Origin of the sequence: Flavobacterium calami, from assembly GCF_038290035.1 — a bacterium.
Classification (GTDB): Bacteria; Bacteroidota; Bacteroidia; order Flavobacteriales; family Flavobacteriaceae; genus Flavobacterium; species Flavobacterium calami.
The window spans coordinates 43,556-59,827 of the sequence record NZ_JBBYHS010000023.1 but is presented as its reverse complement, the minus strand read 5'-3'; the positions used below and the strand labels follow the sequence as shown (position 1 = coordinate 59,827).

At 35.4% G+C, this 16,272-nt stretch carries 13 protein-coding genes; 5 read left to right on the top strand and 8 right to left on the bottom strand.

Going from position 1 to position 16,272, the window contains the following annotated elements; translation table 11 throughout:
* Positions 1-98 precede the first annotated feature (98 nt).
* The 3 genes from AAEO57_RS18660 to AAEO57_RS18650 are packed head-to-tail and all read left to right on the top strand — an operon-like array spanning position 99 to position 3,658.
* Positions 99-782: a hypothetical protein gene (locus tag AAEO57_RS18660; RefSeq protein WP_341694552.1), complete on the top strand. Its 684-nt coding sequence runs from the start codon at positions 99-101 to the stop codon at positions 780-782.
* A 53-nt stretch (positions 783-835) separates the two neighbouring features.
* Positions 836-2,626 carry a 1-deoxy-D-xylulose-5-phosphate synthase gene (locus AAEO57_RS18655; protein ID WP_341694551.1) on the top strand — a complete coding sequence of 597 codons (1,791 nt, stop codon included), beginning with the start codon at positions 836-838 and terminating at the stop codon, positions 2,624-2,626.
* A 33-nt stretch (positions 2,627-2,659) separates the two neighbouring features.
* Complete coding sequence (locus AAEO57_RS18650) at positions 2,660-3,658, top strand: DUF3078 domain-containing protein (protein WP_341694550.1); 999 nt, start codon at positions 2,660-2,662, stop codon at positions 3,656-3,658.
* A 4-nt stretch (positions 3,659-3,662) separates the two neighbouring features.
* Here AAEO57_RS18650 and AAEO57_RS18645 read toward each other — a convergent pair whose 3' ends face one another.
* From AAEO57_RS18645 to AAEO57_RS18635, 3 genes are all read right to left on the bottom strand, one after another.
* Complete coding sequence (locus AAEO57_RS18645; protein WP_341694549.1) at positions 3,663-5,009, bottom strand: deoxyguanosinetriphosphate triphosphohydrolase; 1,347 nt, start codon at positions 5,007-5,009, stop codon at positions 3,663-3,665.
* A 99-nt stretch (positions 5,010-5,108) separates the two neighbouring features.
* The gene (locus AAEO57_RS18640) at positions 5,109-7,001 is read right to left on the bottom strand and encodes an NHL domain-containing protein (protein ID WP_341694548.1); all 1,893 of its coding nucleotides are present in this window, start codon (positions 6,999-7,001) and stop codon (positions 5,109-5,111) included.
* Between the two features lie 133 nt (positions 7,002-7,134).
* The gene (locus AAEO57_RS18635) at positions 7,135-7,596 is read right to left on the bottom strand and encodes an Lrp/AsnC family transcriptional regulator (RefSeq protein ID WP_341694547.1); all 462 of its coding nucleotides are present in this window, start codon (positions 7,594-7,596) and stop codon (positions 7,135-7,137) included.
* Between the two features lie 157 nt (positions 7,597-7,753).
* Between AAEO57_RS18635 and metE the strand changes: the two genes are divergently transcribed.
* A complete protein-coding gene (metE, locus tag AAEO57_RS18630) occupies positions 7,754-10,078 on the top strand; it encodes a 5-methyltetrahydropteroyltriglutamate--homocysteine S-methyltransferase (protein ID WP_341694546.1) in 2,325 nt (774 codons plus the stop codon).
* 301 nt (positions 10,079-10,379) lie between these two features.
* On the opposite strand, the gene AAEO57_RS18625 is transcribed toward metE, so the two are convergent.
* Entirely contained in the window at positions 10,380-10,964 is a 585-nt protein-coding gene (locus AAEO57_RS18625; protein WP_341694545.1) for an outer membrane beta-barrel protein, read from the bottom strand.
* A 135-nt stretch (positions 10,965-11,099) separates the two neighbouring features.
* Between AAEO57_RS18625 and gldA the strand changes: the two genes are divergently transcribed.
* Positions 11,100-11,996, top strand: a complete 897-nt coding sequence (gene gldA / locus AAEO57_RS18620; RefSeq protein ID WP_341694544.1) for a gliding motility-associated ABC transporter ATP-binding subunit GldA — start codon at positions 11,100-11,102, stop codon at positions 11,994-11,996.
* 67 nt (positions 11,997-12,063) lie between these two features.
* Here the strand turns inward: gldA and AAEO57_RS18615 are convergent, their stop codons facing one another.
* The 4 genes from AAEO57_RS18615 to metF form a co-directional block, all read right to left on the bottom strand.
* Positions 12,064-12,918: an alpha/beta hydrolase gene (locus AAEO57_RS18615; protein ID WP_341694543.1), complete on the bottom strand. Its 855-nt coding sequence runs from the start codon at positions 12,916-12,918 to the stop codon at positions 12,064-12,066.
* A 20-nt stretch (positions 12,919-12,938) separates the two neighbouring features.
* Positions 12,939-14,348, bottom strand: coding sequence for a pyridoxal phosphate-dependent decarboxylase family protein (locus tag AAEO57_RS18610; protein WP_341694542.1), 1,410 nt, complete (start codon positions 14,346-14,348; stop codon positions 12,939-12,941).
* 75 nt (positions 14,349-14,423) lie between these two features.
* Complete coding sequence (locus AAEO57_RS18605; protein WP_341694541.1) at positions 14,424-15,077, bottom strand: class I SAM-dependent methyltransferase; 654 nt, start codon at positions 15,075-15,077, stop codon at positions 14,424-14,426.
* A gap of 209 nt (positions 15,078-15,286) precedes the next feature.
* Positions 15,287-16,243 carry a methylenetetrahydrofolate reductase [NAD(P)H] gene (metF, locus tag AAEO57_RS18600; RefSeq protein ID WP_341694540.1) on the bottom strand — a complete coding sequence of 319 codons (957 nt, stop codon included), beginning with the start codon at positions 16,241-16,243 and terminating at the stop codon, positions 15,287-15,289.
* Positions 16,244-16,272 lie beyond the last annotated feature (29 nt).

The window sequence follows — 16,272 nt, the reverse complement described above, 5'->3', positions numbered from 1 at the left end:
AGTTGCAAAAATAGAACTTTCCACATTATTTTTATTACATTTAAATCCTGAAATTTGAAGTGTGAAAAACCACAAAATTAGATACTAAAAAAACTGTAATGATTATAATTCAAACTCCAAATCACATTTTACATCTACAGGCATACAAGTATAAAACATTTTTAATGCTTTTTATTCTTTTCATTGGAACAGCATTATTTAGCTGTTCCGATAAAGACAACAAAAAACAAAATAGCGAAGTTGAAGTTGTTGATGCAGAAAAGGACGAAATCAACAAATCAGAACAGATTTCTGATTCTTCTCAGCTATCAAAAGAAGATTTCCCGGAACATCCTGAAAAAAATATTGAAATCACTAGCGAAGAGGTTATTTCATCACCCGCAAATGTAAATCAGGCAAAATCTACAAAAGCAAAGGAGAAGATTCCTAATCCTGAAACAGACAAAAAAACCAGTGCTTCAAAAAAGGAAACTGTACTCAAACCAGAAGTTCCTCTTAACAAAAATGCAGAGTTTCCGGGCGGTATTGATCAATTCCATAGTTTTTTTATGAAAGAATATAAAAAACCGGAAGGCGTAAGTTATTGGAAACTCAGTTTCACACTTGCATTTGCAGTAGAAAAAAATGGCACTGTATCTTTTCTTGAATGTTCTCCTACAGTTGAAGAGCCTCTTGAAAAAGAAATTATCAGGGTTTTGAATTTATGTCCTAAATGGCAACCTGGCGAATCAAACGGTAAAAAAATCAGGATGCAATATTCTGTTCCTATTTTATTGAAATAACACTCTGCCAAAAAAATTAAATTTAAAACCGTAAATTTGCTTTTTACCTTACAATGAAAAGCAATTTACTTTCAAATATATACAATCCCGCCGATTTACGTCTTTTAAAAGAAGAACAGCTTATTCAGGTTGCTCTGGAACTGCGTCAGTTTATTATTGATGTGGTTTCGGTAAAAGAAGGGCATTTGGGCGCAAGTCTGGGAGTTGTAGAACTTACAATTGCTTTGCATTATGTCTTCAATACTCCTCAGGATTTATTAGTTTGGGATGTAGGTCATCAGGCCTACGGTCATAAAATCCTGACTGAAAGAAGAGAAAATTTTCATACTAACAGACAACTTGGAGGCGTTTCAGGTTTCCCAAAAAGAGCCGAAAGTGTTTACGATACTTTTGGTGTCGGGCACTCTTCAACCTCAATCTCTGCAGCACTCGGAATGGCAATTGCTTCTAAACTAAAAGGGGATTTTGACAAAGAACATATCGCCGTAATTGGAGATGCTTCAATCGCAAGCGGAATGGCTTTTGAAGGCTTAAACCATGCCGGAGTAACTGATGCTAACATCTTAGTTATTTTAAACGACAATGCCATCGGAATTGACCCAAGTGTAGGAGCTTTAAAAAAATATTTGACAGCAGTTAAAAACGGAAAAAATCCGAAGCAGAATAATATCATTAAATCTTTAAATTTTGATTATTCTGGTCCAATTGACGGACATGATATTCCAACTTTAATCAAAGAACTAAATCGTTTAAAAAAGATCAAGGGTCCGAAATTCCTTCACATTGTAACCACAAAAGGAAAAGGTCTGCAACAAGCAGAGGAAAATCAGGTAAAATATCATGCTCCGGGAAAATTCGATGCTTCAACCGGAGAAATTCATCTAAAATCGGAAGAAAATCTTCCTCCAAAGTTTCAGGATGTTTTTGGGCTGACCCTTTTGGATTTAGCCCGAAAAAACGAAAAAATTATTGGAATAACTCCTGCAATGCCATCCGGAAGTTCGTTAAAATTCATGATGGACGAATTCCCTGAACGTGCTTTTGATGTTGGAATTGCAGAGCAGCATGCCGTAACACTCGCCGCAGGAATGGCTACTCAGGGTATGATTGTGTATTGCAATATTTATTCGACTTTTTTACAGCGCGCTTACGATCAGGTTATTCATGATGTAGCACTGCAAAACTTACCGGTCATTTTTTGTTTGGACAGAGCCGGTTTAGTTGGTGAAGACGGTGCCACACATCACGGTGTTTTTGATATTGCGTACTTACACACTATTCCAAACCTGATCCTTTATGCACCAATCAACGAAATTGCCCTGCAGAATATTTTGTATACTGTACAATCTGAAATTTTAGAACATCCAATAGCCATTCGTTATCCGAGAGGTCGTGGCGTTTTGCCAAAATGGAAAACAGAAAATTACGGAAATTATGAAAAAATAGTGATCGGGAAAGCAAATTGTTTAAAAAGCGGAACAAAAAAAGCCGTTTTATCTACTGGGGCTATCGGGAATAATGTAATTGCCGCCTTAAAAGAAGCAGGTAATCCTGAAACAATTGCGCATTACGATTTTCCTTTTATAAAACCATTAGACAACGACCTGTTAAACAACATACTAACCTTATTCGACCATATTATTACTATTGAGGACGGCGCAAAAATTGGTGGTTTTGGAAGCGCTGTTGCCGATTATGCAGCAGCAAATAATTTTGCAAAAAGAATAGAAATTTTAGGTATTCCGGACACTTTTATCGAACATGGCACAGTAATTGAGCAACAACATTTCTGTAAAATTGACGTTAAAAGTCTTGCAAATCTTTTTTCAGAAATCGAAAAATAGTATTTTGCACCGCCAAAATCAAATGTTTACCTGATGAAATTATTACGAACGACCGTTTTATTACTCCTATTTTTATTTACTTCAAATAGTTTTTCACAGATTATCCGAACGACTTTAGACCCTGGCCAGGCACCACCGGTCCCTTCTAACTGGACAAAAAAAAACAAACTTGGCTTTGACATTTCTGAAATTGCTTTTGTCAATTGGAGTGCGGGGGGAACCAGCTCTATCTCTGGATTGTTTAAAGGGGAGTTTACCAGAACATATAACAAAGACAATCATAAATTGTTTAACGAGCTGATTGTGAAATACGGAATGAATAAACAAGACGGTACTGAACTGAGAAAAACAGACGATGCTATCCAGTTTAACTCCACTTACGGTTACAGAAAAGACACACTCTCTAATTGGTTTTATTCTGCAAAATTCAATTTTAATACACAGTTTACTAACGGTTACAAATATCCAAACCGCGATGAAGCTATCTCCAAACCTTTTGCACCTGCTTATATCTTTTTGGGAGCCGGGGCTGAAAATTCGAACAAGAAAAAAAACAGAACCTTTTATTTCTCTCCAATCACATTAAAAACTACTTTAGTTTTAGATCAGGATTTGGCCAACCAGGGAGCTTTTGGTGTTAAAAAAGCAGTTTATATGGATGACCCTCTTGATCCTGACAATCAAATTTTAGTTGAAGACGGTCAGAAAGTAAAAGCCGAGTTCGGTATTTTATTTACCGGATATATGAAAAACGAGATTTACAAAAATATTTTTTACGAAAACAGGCTGACTTTATATACGGATTACCTCAACCAGTTTGGAAATGTCGACGTAGATTACGATACCCGTTTAGATCTTGTCGTTAACGCTTATGTTAAGGCAAACATTGGGGTTCACATTATTTATGACGATGATATCAAAACTAAGAAAGATGTTGTAGATCCTGCAACAGGCTCTAAATCACAAGTAGATGACGGACCAAAAACCCAGTTAAGACAAGTTCTGGGTGTTGGTCTTGTATATGCTTTTTAATGCTTTAACTGTTTTTTCTGCCATTAATCATTTCATATAACTTTAACGCATTTCCATCCGTTAAAAGAGAAACATAATGACAAATATGAAGCAGGCGTTCGTATAAATTACCTTTTTCCAAATTATGCTTTTCAGGGAGCATTTTAAGAATCAGTTTATCGTAATTTGAAGCGGTTCCTTCATATTTGTTGTTAAAAGCGGTTATAAATTTATCCAGTAAGGTTTGAATAATCTGATAACCCACAATTTCTTTTTCAATAACCTCACGGCTTTGGTAAATTTTTTCGACACTCAGTTTGATAATATCATTCATCTGCGCCTTGTATTTGCTTTTGTCTGTTAAGGCAAAAGGGAAATTTCCGGCCAGAATTGCTTCTTCGTTTTCAATAAAAACATCAACAGCATCATTAATCAAAGCGCCTATTGCCAAAGCCCGCAGATAACTGATTCGGTCTTCTTTTGTTTCTAATAATTTGTATTTAGCCACACCAATGTTATCTTTCACTAGTTTGATCAGATATTCTAAAGCATAATCTTCAGAAACCAGACCTAAATTGATTCCATCTTCAAAATCGATTATTGTATAGCAGATATCATCGGCTGCTTCAACCAGATAAGCCAATGGATGCCTTTCAAAACCGAGATCTCCATCTTCTTTATTCGGAATCAAACCCATATCTTCTGCAACCTCCTGAAAGAATACTTTATCGGTCTGAAAAAAACCGTATTTTTTATCCGCAATGTTATTTGTCGGCTTTTTTGGAAGGCTTTCTTTAGGATATTTCATAAAAGCTCCTAAAGTAGCATACGAAATTCGCAGCCCTCCTTCAATCCCCGGACGGCTTCCTGTTAAAACAGAAAAACCATTAGCATTTCCTTCAAAATCAATTAAATCCTGCCATTGTTTTGCGGTGAGTTTGTCCTTGTATTTTAATCCGTTACCTTTCGAAAAATACTCCCCAATCGCTTTCTCACCCGAGTGTCCAAAAGGCGGATTCCCGATATCATGCGCCAAAGAGGCCGCAGCCACAATAGCCCCGAAATCATTCATGTGATAACCGTGAACTTCTTTTAAATAAGGATATTTTTCAATGATTTTTTTTCCGACTAAACGCCCAAGTGAACGTCCTACAACCGAAACTTCCAAACTGTGTGTTAATCTGGTATGGACAAAATCTGTTTTTGAAAGCGGAATTACCTGAGTTTTATCCTGTAAAGACCGAAACGCAGCCGAAAAGATTATACGATCATAATCGACCTCAAAACCCAAACGTGTGTCATCTTGTTCTACGCGTAGTCTTTTGGTTGTATCTCCTTGACGTTTTAGTGATAAAAGTTGTTCCCAGTTCATTATGATTTTAGATTTAGATGAATCAAAAATACATTTTATTTAATGTTTATTGGCTATTAGCATACTAAAATCCCTAAGTCTTACTTTAACAAACAGGTTTCAGTTCAATTTAATTACCTGATTGTCATATTTATCAAACACGTAAATTTCATTATTGAATTGTTCTAATTTTAGAGTATTATAATATTCACTTAAATTACGATCTTTATTTTTTCCCAGAATATCTCCTTTCAAATAAATTTCAGACTCATTTGAATTAGAAATTTTGATTATCCTTGTTCTGTTTTCATCAGTAACATACATATTTCCTGAATCATCAACCACTATATTCTCTGGTTCATTAAAAAAAATTCCGTTATTAGGTGTAATCAAACTTACCGATTTGTCCTTAGAAATTTTTACAATTCTATTATTATATGAATCACAAATAAATAAATTATCCTTTTTGTCAAGCGCCAGTCCATGAGGTGAGTTTAGTTTAAAATCTTTAACATCAAAGTAATTGGAAACATTTCCAGTAGGCGTAATGATATAAATAGTATTTTTTACACTATCAGAAATCAATAGGTTATTATTAGAATCACATACTATGTCGGCTGGTCTTTCCCAATTTATAGTACTTCTTTTATTATCCAGAAAAGTGTTTGTATTACCCTCTAAATCGACTACCCTAATTTTAGTACTTTTCCAATCTCCATCTAAAACAAACAGCCTGCCATTGCTATCAGCTGTAATTGCATTTGGGTATTGAAATTCACAATCTGTGTTTTTTCCATCTTTGGTTCCATATAAACCAGAACCTGTGTAAGTACTTACCACTCCGTTTTTAGAAATTTTACGAATTAAATTATTGCCTTTATCTGCCACAAAAAGATTTCCTTCTTTGTCAAAAACACCATCACAAGGCATTTGATAAGTAACATTATTTGCATTTCCATTTCTATGTGTTCCATCTTTCTCTCCAATTTGTGTCACTTCATTATTTGGAGTTATAGTAATGATATAATTCTGAGAAGGAATTATTATATTGTCCTTTTCATCAATCGTTATTTTAACGTGATGAGCAAAATTTTCGTTATATAGTTTTTCATTGCTAAAGACATTCAACAACTTTCCTTTAGTATCAAATTTGTAAAGCTTTTTTTTAGCACTGTCAAACACAATCACTTCTTGCTTACTGTTGATTGCTATTGATGCAGGCCAGTCGATTACTCCTTTTGGAATAAACTCAGAAACAATATGTTCTTTTTTCACCAACTTAATTTTTCTATTAACCTGATCTGCCACAAAAATATCGCCCTCATCGTTTAAGGCTATATCACTTATTTGATGAAAAAGAGCATTTTCTGTATCGCCAATTTTATCTCCCGACTTATTGTGACCTGCTATGGTTGTAACTAATCCATCAGTTGTTATTTTACGGATTAAATGTCCCGCAGCCACATAAATAACATCTTTTTTATCCATTTTTAAAGAAGAAATTAATGGAAAATAAGCCGTTTCCTTGGCGCTTTCAATTTCTCCATCGGCTGGTCCGTCAATTGTGCCTCTGTACTTTTTTCCTGCAAACATGCTCACATTACCCAACGGATCTATTTTTCTGATTTGATGATAATTTACAGACACATAAACATTCTTTTTGCTGTCTATTGCCATACTTTCGGGATTTTGAAAAGATGCCAATTGATATTTACCATCAATATTTTCGTCCTGCCCATTTCCTGCAAAATTTAAAATTTGATTATCCTTAACTTGTCTAATGCGATTGTTTCTTGTATCAGCTATTAATTGTATATCATTATCAAGTTTTAACACACTGGAAGGATAATTTAGAAAAATGTCATTTTGAGTAATTACGCCAGAAAAGACGATGATTTTGGTTTCCTTTTTGGTGTTGTTTTTATTGATTTCATCCTTCACAGCTATTTTACCTGAAGAACAGCCAGTTATTATAAAAACTAAAAGTGCCCCAATTTTTTTTATTTTGTCCATATGGTTTGATTCTTCATAAATTAATTACAAATAAGCATTGTTCTCTATTTTAGCAACTACATCAAGTAATCAAATATATAGATTTATTCATACAAAAACGGATTGATATTATTTATTTCAAATTCCAAAACCATCAAAACGCCAACGCCGTGCTATGTTTGATTTCGCCCATTACAAAAATACTGTTGGTATTTCCAATATTTTCGATGGTCGATAATTTATTCATTACAAAATCCTGATAACTTTCCATATCCTTCACTAATATTTTCAGCATAAAATCATAATCGCCGGCAATATTATAACATTCTATAATTTCAGGTAGTGCTACGATATCTTTTACAAAATTGCTTCCGACATTTTTGGCATGTTCTTTTAACCGGACATTACAAAAAACGGTCATTCCGCGATTCATTTTTTTCTTATCAAGCAGCGCCACATATTTAGTAATGTAACCATCACGCTCTAATCTTTTTATCCGTTCGTAAACAGGTGTTACGGTTAGAAATAATTTACTGGCGAGGTCTTTTGTATTGATACTGGAGTTTTCCTGAAGGTGTTTCAGAATCAATAAATCGGTTTTATCTAAGTTTTCCATAGTTTTTTTTACGGCTAAAAGTTCATTTCAAAACATTTCAAAATAATTAAATCTTTTAAAATACATTTTTAAAACACATTTTACTGAAATAACTCTCAAATATAAGTTTTAAAAACCAACAATGTAAATTTGTTCAGTAAAAAATACTGAAATAAAAATGAAAACAAATAATTTAGGTTACCCAAGAATTGGCAGCAACAGAGAATTGAAAAAAGCCTCTGAATTGTACTGGGCAGGAAAAATTTCGGCAGACGAACTTATAGATGCCGGAAAAGAAATCCGTCTTAAAAACTGGAAATTACAAGCTGAAGCCGGAGTAGATTTGATTCCGTCAAACGATTTTTCTTTTTACGATCAGGTACTTGATTTGACGTTGACTGTTGGAGCAATCCCTATGCGTTATCACGAATTGGCAAAAACCAATTCATCACTTGATTTGTATTTTGCAATGGCACGCGGATCTCAGAAAAACGGTCAGGATGTTGTAGCAATGGAAATGACAAAATGGTTTGACACCAACTACCATTACATCGTTCCTGAATTCACTAAGAACCAAAAATTTGAATTGTTTTCAGAAAAAATAATCAACGAGTTTAAAGAAGCAAATGCAATCGGAATCAAAACAAAACCTGTTTTAATCGGACCTGTTTCGTATTTATTATTAGGGAAAGAAAAAGAAGAAGGTTTTAACCGAATTGATCTTATCGATAATTTGCTTCCGGTTTACTTCGAAATCCTTGAAAAACTTCAGGCCGAAAACGCCGAATACATTCAGTTGGACGAACCGTTTTTAGCTTTAAATTTAACTGATAAAGAAAGGAATACTTTCACGAAAGTGTACAACGAAATCAACCAACGTTTTCCAAAACTTAAAGTTGTTTTAGCGAATTATTTTGATTGTTTTGGAGAAAATCTTGAAACCGCTTTGGCGCTTCCGGTTGATACTTTTCATTTAGATTTAGTTCGATGTCCTTTACAATTAGATGATATTTTAGAATCCGGAAAACTGGCTTCAAACGTCAACTTGTCTTTGGGAGTTGTTGACGGAAGAAATATCTGGAAAAATGATTTCGTAAAATCGTTAGAGTTAATCCAAAAAGCAACGGCTGTATTGGGAGAAAACAGGGTTTTAGTTGCTCCATCCTGCTCTTTAATTCACAGTCCTTGCGATTTGGACTTAGAAACAAACGATCAGACATTAACTCCGGAAATCAAACAATGGCTGGCTTTCGCAAAGCAAAAAATCAACGAAATTGTATTATTGAAACAATTCGCTTCAAACGAAGTTGACGTGAAATTTTCGGCAGATTACGAAAGAAATGTGGTGGCAAACGAAAACCGTAAAACTTCAAAATTAATTCATAACAATGAAGTAAAAACCCGTGTTGCAAACATTACAGCTTCTGATGACAAACGAAAAAGCACTTTCGATATTCGAAGAAAAAGCCAGATTGAAGCTTTAAACCTGCCTTTATTCCCAACAACAACCATTGGATCTTTTCCTCAAACAGCTGAAGTGAGAAGCTGGAGAGCGAAATTCAAAAAAGGAGAATTAACCACTCAGGAATACAACGCTTTAATCGAAAAAGAGACCGAAGCTACTATTCGTTTTCAGGAAGAAACCGGAATCGATGTTTTGGTTCACGGAGAATTTGAGCGTAACGATATGGTGGAATATTTCGGAGAACAATTGTCCGGATTTACATTTACCAAAAACGGCTGGGTTCAGAGCTACGGAAGCCGATGCGTAAAACCACCGGTGATTTACGGAGACGTTTCGAGACCAAACCCAATGACGGTTAAATGGTCGCAATATGCACAATCTTTAACTCCAAAATGGGTAAAAGGAATGCTTACTGGTCCTGTAACAATCCTGCAATGGTCATTTGTCCGTAACGATCAGCCGCGTTCTGAAACCTGTACTCAGATTGCTTTGGCGATTCGTGATGAAGTGGTCGATTTAGAAAATGCCGGAATCAAAATTATCCAAATCGATGAACCTGCCATTCGAGAAGGCCTGCCATTGCGAAAAGAAGAATGGGCAAATTACCTGGATTGGGCTGTAAAAGCGTTCAGAATTTCAGCTTCGGGCGTAAATGATGATACGCAAATTCACACGCACATGTGTTACAGCGAATTCAACGACATTATCCAGAACATCGCCGATATGGATGCCGATGTAATCACAATTGAATGTTCACGTTCGCAAATGGAATTATTAGATGCCTTTGCAGATTTTAACTATCCAAACGAAATTGGTCCGGGAGTTTACGATATTCACTCGCCAAGGGTTCCGTCAAGCGAAGAAATGGTAAAATTATTAGAGAAAGCCTCGGCGGTAATTCCCGTAGATCAGTTGTGGGTAAATCCGGATTGCGGCCTTAAAACGCGCCATTGGGACGAGACCAAAAAAGCTTTGATCGAAATGGTTGCAGCGGCTCAGGAAATGAGAGCAGCAGTTGAATATCCTGTAAGTTTATAATACTTTTTTAGATAATTTTTGTTTTTTTATGTCAACTGGTGAAGTCGAAAATTCTTGTAGTTATGATTCGTTTCGGCTTCACCTGCGTGACGTATTTTTAATGTTTTTAGAAGCAGAAATCTTTTGTTTTCAAAACACCCCAAGTCCTGCTATCCGCTATATCTTTTGCGGCAAACACTGCCACAAAAGGATACTGCTTCTATCAGGGCTAAACGACAAATTTTAGTTTTCATAAAAACTTTGACTAATAAAAAAGCACCCCAACTGGAGTGCTTTCTGAAATTGAATATAAAACTTAAGATTAGAAGTTTTTAGAAATTCCAATGTTAAAAGTCTGACCGAAGTTGAAGTAGAATTTACTATAATCAGGACCATTATTATCGTAACTTAATGTTTCGTATCCTAAACCTCCAATATTAAAGTTCAAACCAAAACCTTTTTTCATGTTAATAAAAAGAGCCGGAGTTACACCTACGTACATACCGTCTGCTTTATACTTTGAAGTAAGATTTCCATTATCGTATTCTTTAGTTTTTTGATTTTGAAAACCAAGACCGAAATCAGCAAAAGCAGAAAATGTCTGATTCAATGGTACTGAGTAACGTAAAAAAGCTCCTAATTTAAAGTTGTTGTCTTTAATTTCATCTCCTCCGTCAAAATCCTCTTTAGCAGAACCAACAGTAAATTCACCTCCAACAGTCCAGTTGTCATTAAACTGGTAACCAACTCTTGGAGAAAAACTAAATTCATTAGTTCTTTCTTCTCCATTCTGATACTCATATTTCTCAGACGTGTAAGAAATGTTTCCACCTACTAAAATTGTTCCTTTTTGAGCATTTGCAAAACTGCAGATAGCCAATGCAGCCATCACTAAAATTTTTTTCATAATTTGGGTTTATTTTAATTTAGCATTCCTTTAACAATAACGATGCCGTTGTTAACATCAATTTTAATTTCTTTTGAAAGCCAAAATGTAGCAAACAAGACTATTTCTGTTTACTTTTGTAACAAATAAAAAGTCATGTCGATAGAAGTAAACAGCATATCAAAAAGTTACGGAGAGCAAAAAGCTTTAGATGAAATTTCTTTTAAAATTGAGAAAGGAGAAATCGTAGGATTTCTGGGACCAAACGGTGCCGGAAAATCTACTTTAATGAAAATTTTGACCACTTATTTACTTGCCGATAGTGGCTCAGCCCTTGTAAATAGCCATGATGTCATGACAAGCACCAAAGACGTACAGCGTTCAGTCGGGTACTTGCCGGAGCATAATCCACTATATTTAGATTTGTATGTTCGTGAATATTTGGCTTTTAATGCCGATGTTTACAAAGTTCAGAAATCAAGAATCGAAGAAGTAATTCAACTGACAGGACTGACACCGGAAAGCCATAAAAAGATCGGACAATTGTCAAAAGGATACCGCCAGCGTGTGGGATTGGCCAATGCCTTATTACACAATCCCGATGTTTTAATTTTGGATGAACCCACTACAGGACTGGATCCGAATCAGTTAATCGAAATTCGAAATGTAATTAAAAATGTGGGTAAAGATAAAACTGTTTTTTTATCGACTCATATCATGCAGGAAGTCGAAGCTATCTGTGATCGTGTCATCATTATTGACAAAGGAAAAATTGTAGCAGACAAAAAACTTGACAATTTAATTTCGGCAGACAAAGAACAGGTCATCGAAGTTGAATTTGATTATAAAATTGAAGAACAGGCAATTGCTTCAATCCCGCATTTAAAATCATACAAAAACATCCACGATTGTTTATGGGAGCTGACTTTTTTATCAGACAAAGACATGCGTCCTGCTGTTTTTGATTTCGCACACGATAACGGATTAAAAACATTACAGCTTAATCAAAAAAATAAAAATCTGGAAGCTGTATTTAGGGAAATCACTAAATAATATTTTAGATTTAAGATAAAGAAAGCCCGTTTAAACCAAATTTTAAACGGGCTTTCTTTCTTAAAATTTACTTCACAAAATAATTATTATCTTCAAACCAATCTACCAATCGCTGTGGCCAGGTTTTCAGCGAATTTGTTTTGGCTCTTTTTCCTATATTGAAAGCATGTCCGCCTTTAGAGTACAGATGCATTTCTACCGGAACATTTGCTTTTCGGTAACCGTTAAGCAATTCTACTATTGGAGCCGAACAACAGGAATCATCGTTTGCAGCCAATAAAAAAGCCGACGGTGCATCAGGTTTAATTTCTTTTGGAATAAATAATGGCCCTGGGTAAATCAATATCTGAAAGTTGGGTTGTGCATCCATTTTATCAATCGGGTCTGAAGTGTTTTTTAAAACATTATCAGAATTATAAGCAATTATCGCTACCACTTCTCCGCCTGCAGAAAATCCCATTGCACCGATTCGGTTAACATCAATTTTGAATTCAGTAGCTCTGCTTCTTATCAGTCTCATCGCTCTTTCGGCGTCCAGCTTTACATGAGTTTCCAGTTTATATGGGGAATCTTTTGTTCTTGCTAAACGATATTTCAGAACAAAAGCGGTTATACCAATACTGTTTAAAAACTCAGCAGCATCTTTTCCTTCCGAGTTAAAAACCAGATTTTCGTGTCCGCCTCCCGGGCAAATAAGCACCGCTGTTCCGTTTGGTTTCTCCGGAAAATACGCCGTTATCGAAGGATTATGAATATTTCTGACCCACCAGTCCTGAGCCTGCTCCGGTTCATTTTTAAGGTTTTCAAAACCAGGAGCGCCATTTTCCCAAAGCGGAATTTTAAGCTCCTTCTGTTGTGAGAATCCCTGATTACAAAAAATCAAAACAAATAAATACAGGTAAAATTTAATTTTTAATTTCATTCCAATTTATTTAAACTGATTTATAAAGATAAAATATTCAATGTTTCTTTCATTTCATCAATCACAATTTCAATATCATTCTCCGTTGTTCTCCAATTAACAAATGACGCTCTGATTCCTTTTCTGTTTTGGTAAACAGTTGGGGTCATAAATACTTTTCCGGTATCATTCAGTTTAGATAAAAACTGAGCTACTTTTTCCTGATTATGATCGCCTTTTAAAGTAAAACAAACATTATTTAGGTGAATTGGCGCCAGAAGCTCAAAAGATTCATCCTCAATAAGAGTATTCCCAAAATGCAAAGCCAGAGAGACACTGTTTTCGACTATATCCTGAAAACCTTTTTTTCCGTATGCCAATAATGAAAACCAAACCGGCAGAGCTCTTAAACGCCTTGAGTTTTCCGGAACTACATTAAAATAATTAAAATTCTCCAACGGATTACCTAAATAAGGTGCATTTGAGTTTTGAAAAGTTTCAATCTGCAAAGCTGCATGTTGTTCTTTTACAAGATAAAAAGCACTTTCGTATGGCACATTTAGCCACTTATGGCAATCAATTGTAATACTGTCTGCATTTTCCCAGCCTTTTACAAAATGTTTATATTTATCTGAAACAGCAGCAAAACCTCCAAAAGCAGCATCAATATGCCACCAGAAATTATATTGTTCTTTTAGTTTCAAAATGGCTTCAAAATCATCAAAATCAGCTGTATTTACAGTTCCGGCACTTGAAATTAAGACAAAAGGTTTTCCTTCTAAATTTTGAATATTTCTTTCTAAATCTTCCCTATCAATGGCTTCACGATTTCCCTGTATCGTTTTGATTGTTGTATAATTCTGGCTTCCGATTCCTAACATCGAAAGTGATTTTATGGAAGAAGAATGTGGCGTAGCGGTCAAAATATTAATACGTTCAGAAATTCCGTCTTTCGCAAAATCTTTCCCGTATTGTTTTCCAAACCATTGCCTTGCAGTCCCTAAACAGGTAAAATTTGACATGGTTGCTCCTGTCACAAATCCTCCTAAAAATGATTTTGGCAGCTCTAACAATTGTATAAGTAAATGGATTGTTTCAAACTCAATTAATGCAGAATTCCCTCCCTGAGCTGTAACTGCCTGTGTATTTTGATCGTAAACCGAAGCCAGCCAGTCACCTACAACAGAAGCCGGAGTTGACCCTCCGGTTACAAATCCCCAGTACCTTGGGCCTGAAGATGCTACCATGAGAGGCGCAAGTCTGTTATTAAATTCTTCTAAGACTGCCAAAGATCCCAAACCGGTGTGGTTTAACTCACGGTTGGTATCAATCGTTTCTTTTTTTGAAGTTGGAATATTTTCAAGGTTGTTTAAAAACACTATTGCCTGTTGCCTGGCTTTTTCAAGTATATTTTCAAAATTATTTAAATCATGTTGTAAGGCTGAATTCATAATGTCACTTTAACAAGGTTTGACAAATTAAACACTAAAAAACAATTATTACCGTATAAAGAAATGATACGGTTTTTATTTCTCTAAAACAAAAGTGGTAAAAGCCCTGTCAACAAGTTCACCTGTTTTGCTTTTTACTTTTTCTGTATGAGTTTCATTGTAAATAATTTTGAAAGCGGTTTTCTCCATTAATTGCTGCGCTTTTTGGGTACTGTACAGCTCAAACTCAAATTGTGTAAACGGAAGTATTTTCATAAAACTTTCCTCTGCAAAAGTCAGACAGAAATTTCCGTTTGGCTTTAAAACCCTGTAGATTTCTGAAAGCAGTTTTTGAGGATCCTGCCAAAAATAAATGGTATTTACTGTGAATATTTTATTGAAAGATTCATCTTCAAACGGAATGGTATTTCCATCATAAAGCGAAAAGAAAGCCTGTTTTTGAGAAACAAAATTTCGGTTGATCCGGCGTGCTTCCTGAAACATAAGTTCAGACATTTCAAGGCCGTAGTATTTTAGGTTTCCTGCCTGTTCGAAAAGAAATTCAAGATGACCCGCGTTTCCGTGACCCAGTTCAAGAATTTTATTTTCGTTTGATATGTTGAGATTTTGAATGGAATGTCTGGTCATATTGATGTTCGTTTCGTTCATCATGTTGGCCATTTCTATTCCTTTTTCTCCTTTTGGATGTTTTAACTGAGAGGCAATTTCCTGTAATTCTTCTTGTTTCATAATGGTTATTTTAAATTCCAATTAAAAAATTCCAAATTCCAACTTTTTTGTCATTCCGAGGAACGAGGAATCACACTAGAAACTCAGCAAAGTAGATCGCCAATCTTTGTCGACACCCGAGTGAGATTCCTCGTCCCTCGGAATGACAAACATGACGCGAAAAAACTTTGTCAAAGTTTAAAACTTTGACAAAGTTCCTCGCAATGACATTAAAAAACCTGACTCGCGATTTGGCGAATATTTTCAGATTTACCCATCGAATAATAATGCAAAAACGGAACTCCGGCTTCTTTTAATTCTTTTGATTGCTGGATTGCCCACTCGATTCCGACCTGTTTGATTTCTGCGTTGTTTTTGCATTTATCCACTTCGTGAATCAAATCTTCCGGTAAATCGATACGGAAAATCTGAGGCAGAATCTGCATGTGTTTTTGAACTGCAATTGGCTTAATTCCCGGAATAATTGGTACGGTAATGCCCATTTCACGGGCTTTTTCTACGAAGGCAAAATATTTAGCATTATCGAAAAACATTTGTGTAACCACATAATCTGCTCCGGCATCTACTTTTTCTTTTAGTCTTCGCAAATCAGACTGCAAAGAAGGCGACTCTAAATGTTTCTCAGGATAGCCGGCAACACCAATACAAAAATCGGCTCTGTTGTCGATATCCATCACTTCATGAAGATATTTCCCACAGTTTAAATCGTTGATTTGCCTAACCAGGTCAACAGCATAATGATTCCCTCCGTCTTTAGGGACGAATGACTGCTCGTGTTTCATAGCATCACCACGAAGCGCCATTACATTATTGATCCCAAGATAATGACAATCTACCAGCATATATTCAGTTTCTTCCTGTGTAAAGCCACCGCAAAGCAAGTGTGGCACGGTATCCACATTGTATTTATGTTTTATAGAAGCGCAGATTCCAAGCGTTCCCGGACGCATACGTGTAAGTTTTTTATCCAAAAGTCCATTGCCCTTGTCAATATAAATGTACTCTTCGCGAGAAGTGGTCACATCAATAAACGGTGGTTTAAATTCCATTAACGGATCGATATTGTCGTACAATTCCTGAATGCTTTTCCCCTTTTGAGGCGGAATAATTTCAAATGAGAATAATGTTTTTCCTTTGGCGTTTTCTATATGTTCTGTTACTTTCATTTTAAGTCTTAAAGTTGTAAAGTCCAAAG

What these genes read in the sequence shown, in the direction of transcription:
- AAEO57_RS18660 (WP_341694552.1), top strand. Translation starts at nt 99, where the DNA reads ATGATTATAATTCAAACTCCAAATCACATTTTACATCTACAGGCATAC.
- AAEO57_RS18655 (WP_341694551.1), top strand. Translation starts at nt 836, where the DNA reads ATGAAAAGCAATTTACTTTCAAATATATACAATCCCGCCGATTTACGT.
- AAEO57_RS18650 (WP_341694550.1), top strand. Translation starts at nt 2,660, where the DNA reads ATGAAATTATTACGAACGACCGTTTTATTACTCCTATTTTTATTTACT.
- AAEO57_RS18645 (WP_341694549.1), bottom strand. Translation starts at nt 5,009, where the DNA reads ATGAACTGGGAACAACTTTTATCACTAAAACGTCAAGGAGATACAACC.
- AAEO57_RS18640 (WP_341694548.1), bottom strand. Translation starts at nt 7,001, where the DNA reads ATGGACAAAATAAAAAAAATTGGGGCACTTTTAGTTTTTATAATAACT.
- AAEO57_RS18635 (WP_341694547.1), bottom strand. Translation starts at nt 7,596, where the DNA reads ATGGAAAACTTAGATAAAACCGATTTATTGATTCTGAAACACCTTCAG.
- metE (WP_341694546.1), top strand. Translation starts at nt 7,754, where the DNA reads ATGAAAACAAATAATTTAGGTTACCCAAGAATTGGCAGCAACAGAGAA.
- AAEO57_RS18625 (WP_341694545.1), bottom strand. Translation starts at nt 10,964, where the DNA reads ATGAAAAAAATTTTAGTGATGGCTGCATTGGCTATCTGCAGTTTTGCA.
- gldA (WP_341694544.1), top strand. Translation starts at nt 11,100, where the DNA reads ATGTCGATAGAAGTAAACAGCATATCAAAAAGTTACGGAGAGCAAAAA.
- AAEO57_RS18615 (WP_341694543.1), bottom strand. Translation starts at nt 12,918, where the DNA reads ATGAAATTAAAAATTAAATTTTACCTGTATTTATTTGTTTTGATTTTT.
- AAEO57_RS18610 (WP_341694542.1), bottom strand. Translation starts at nt 14,348, where the DNA reads ATGAATTCAGCCTTACAACATGATTTAAATAATTTTGAAAATATACTT.
- AAEO57_RS18605 (WP_341694541.1), bottom strand. Translation starts at nt 15,077, where the DNA reads ATGAAACAAGAAGAATTACAGGAAATTGCCTCTCAGTTAAAACATCCA.
- metF (WP_341694540.1), bottom strand. Translation starts at nt 16,243, where the DNA reads ATGAAAGTAACAGAACATATAGAAAACGCCAAAGGAAAAACATTATTC.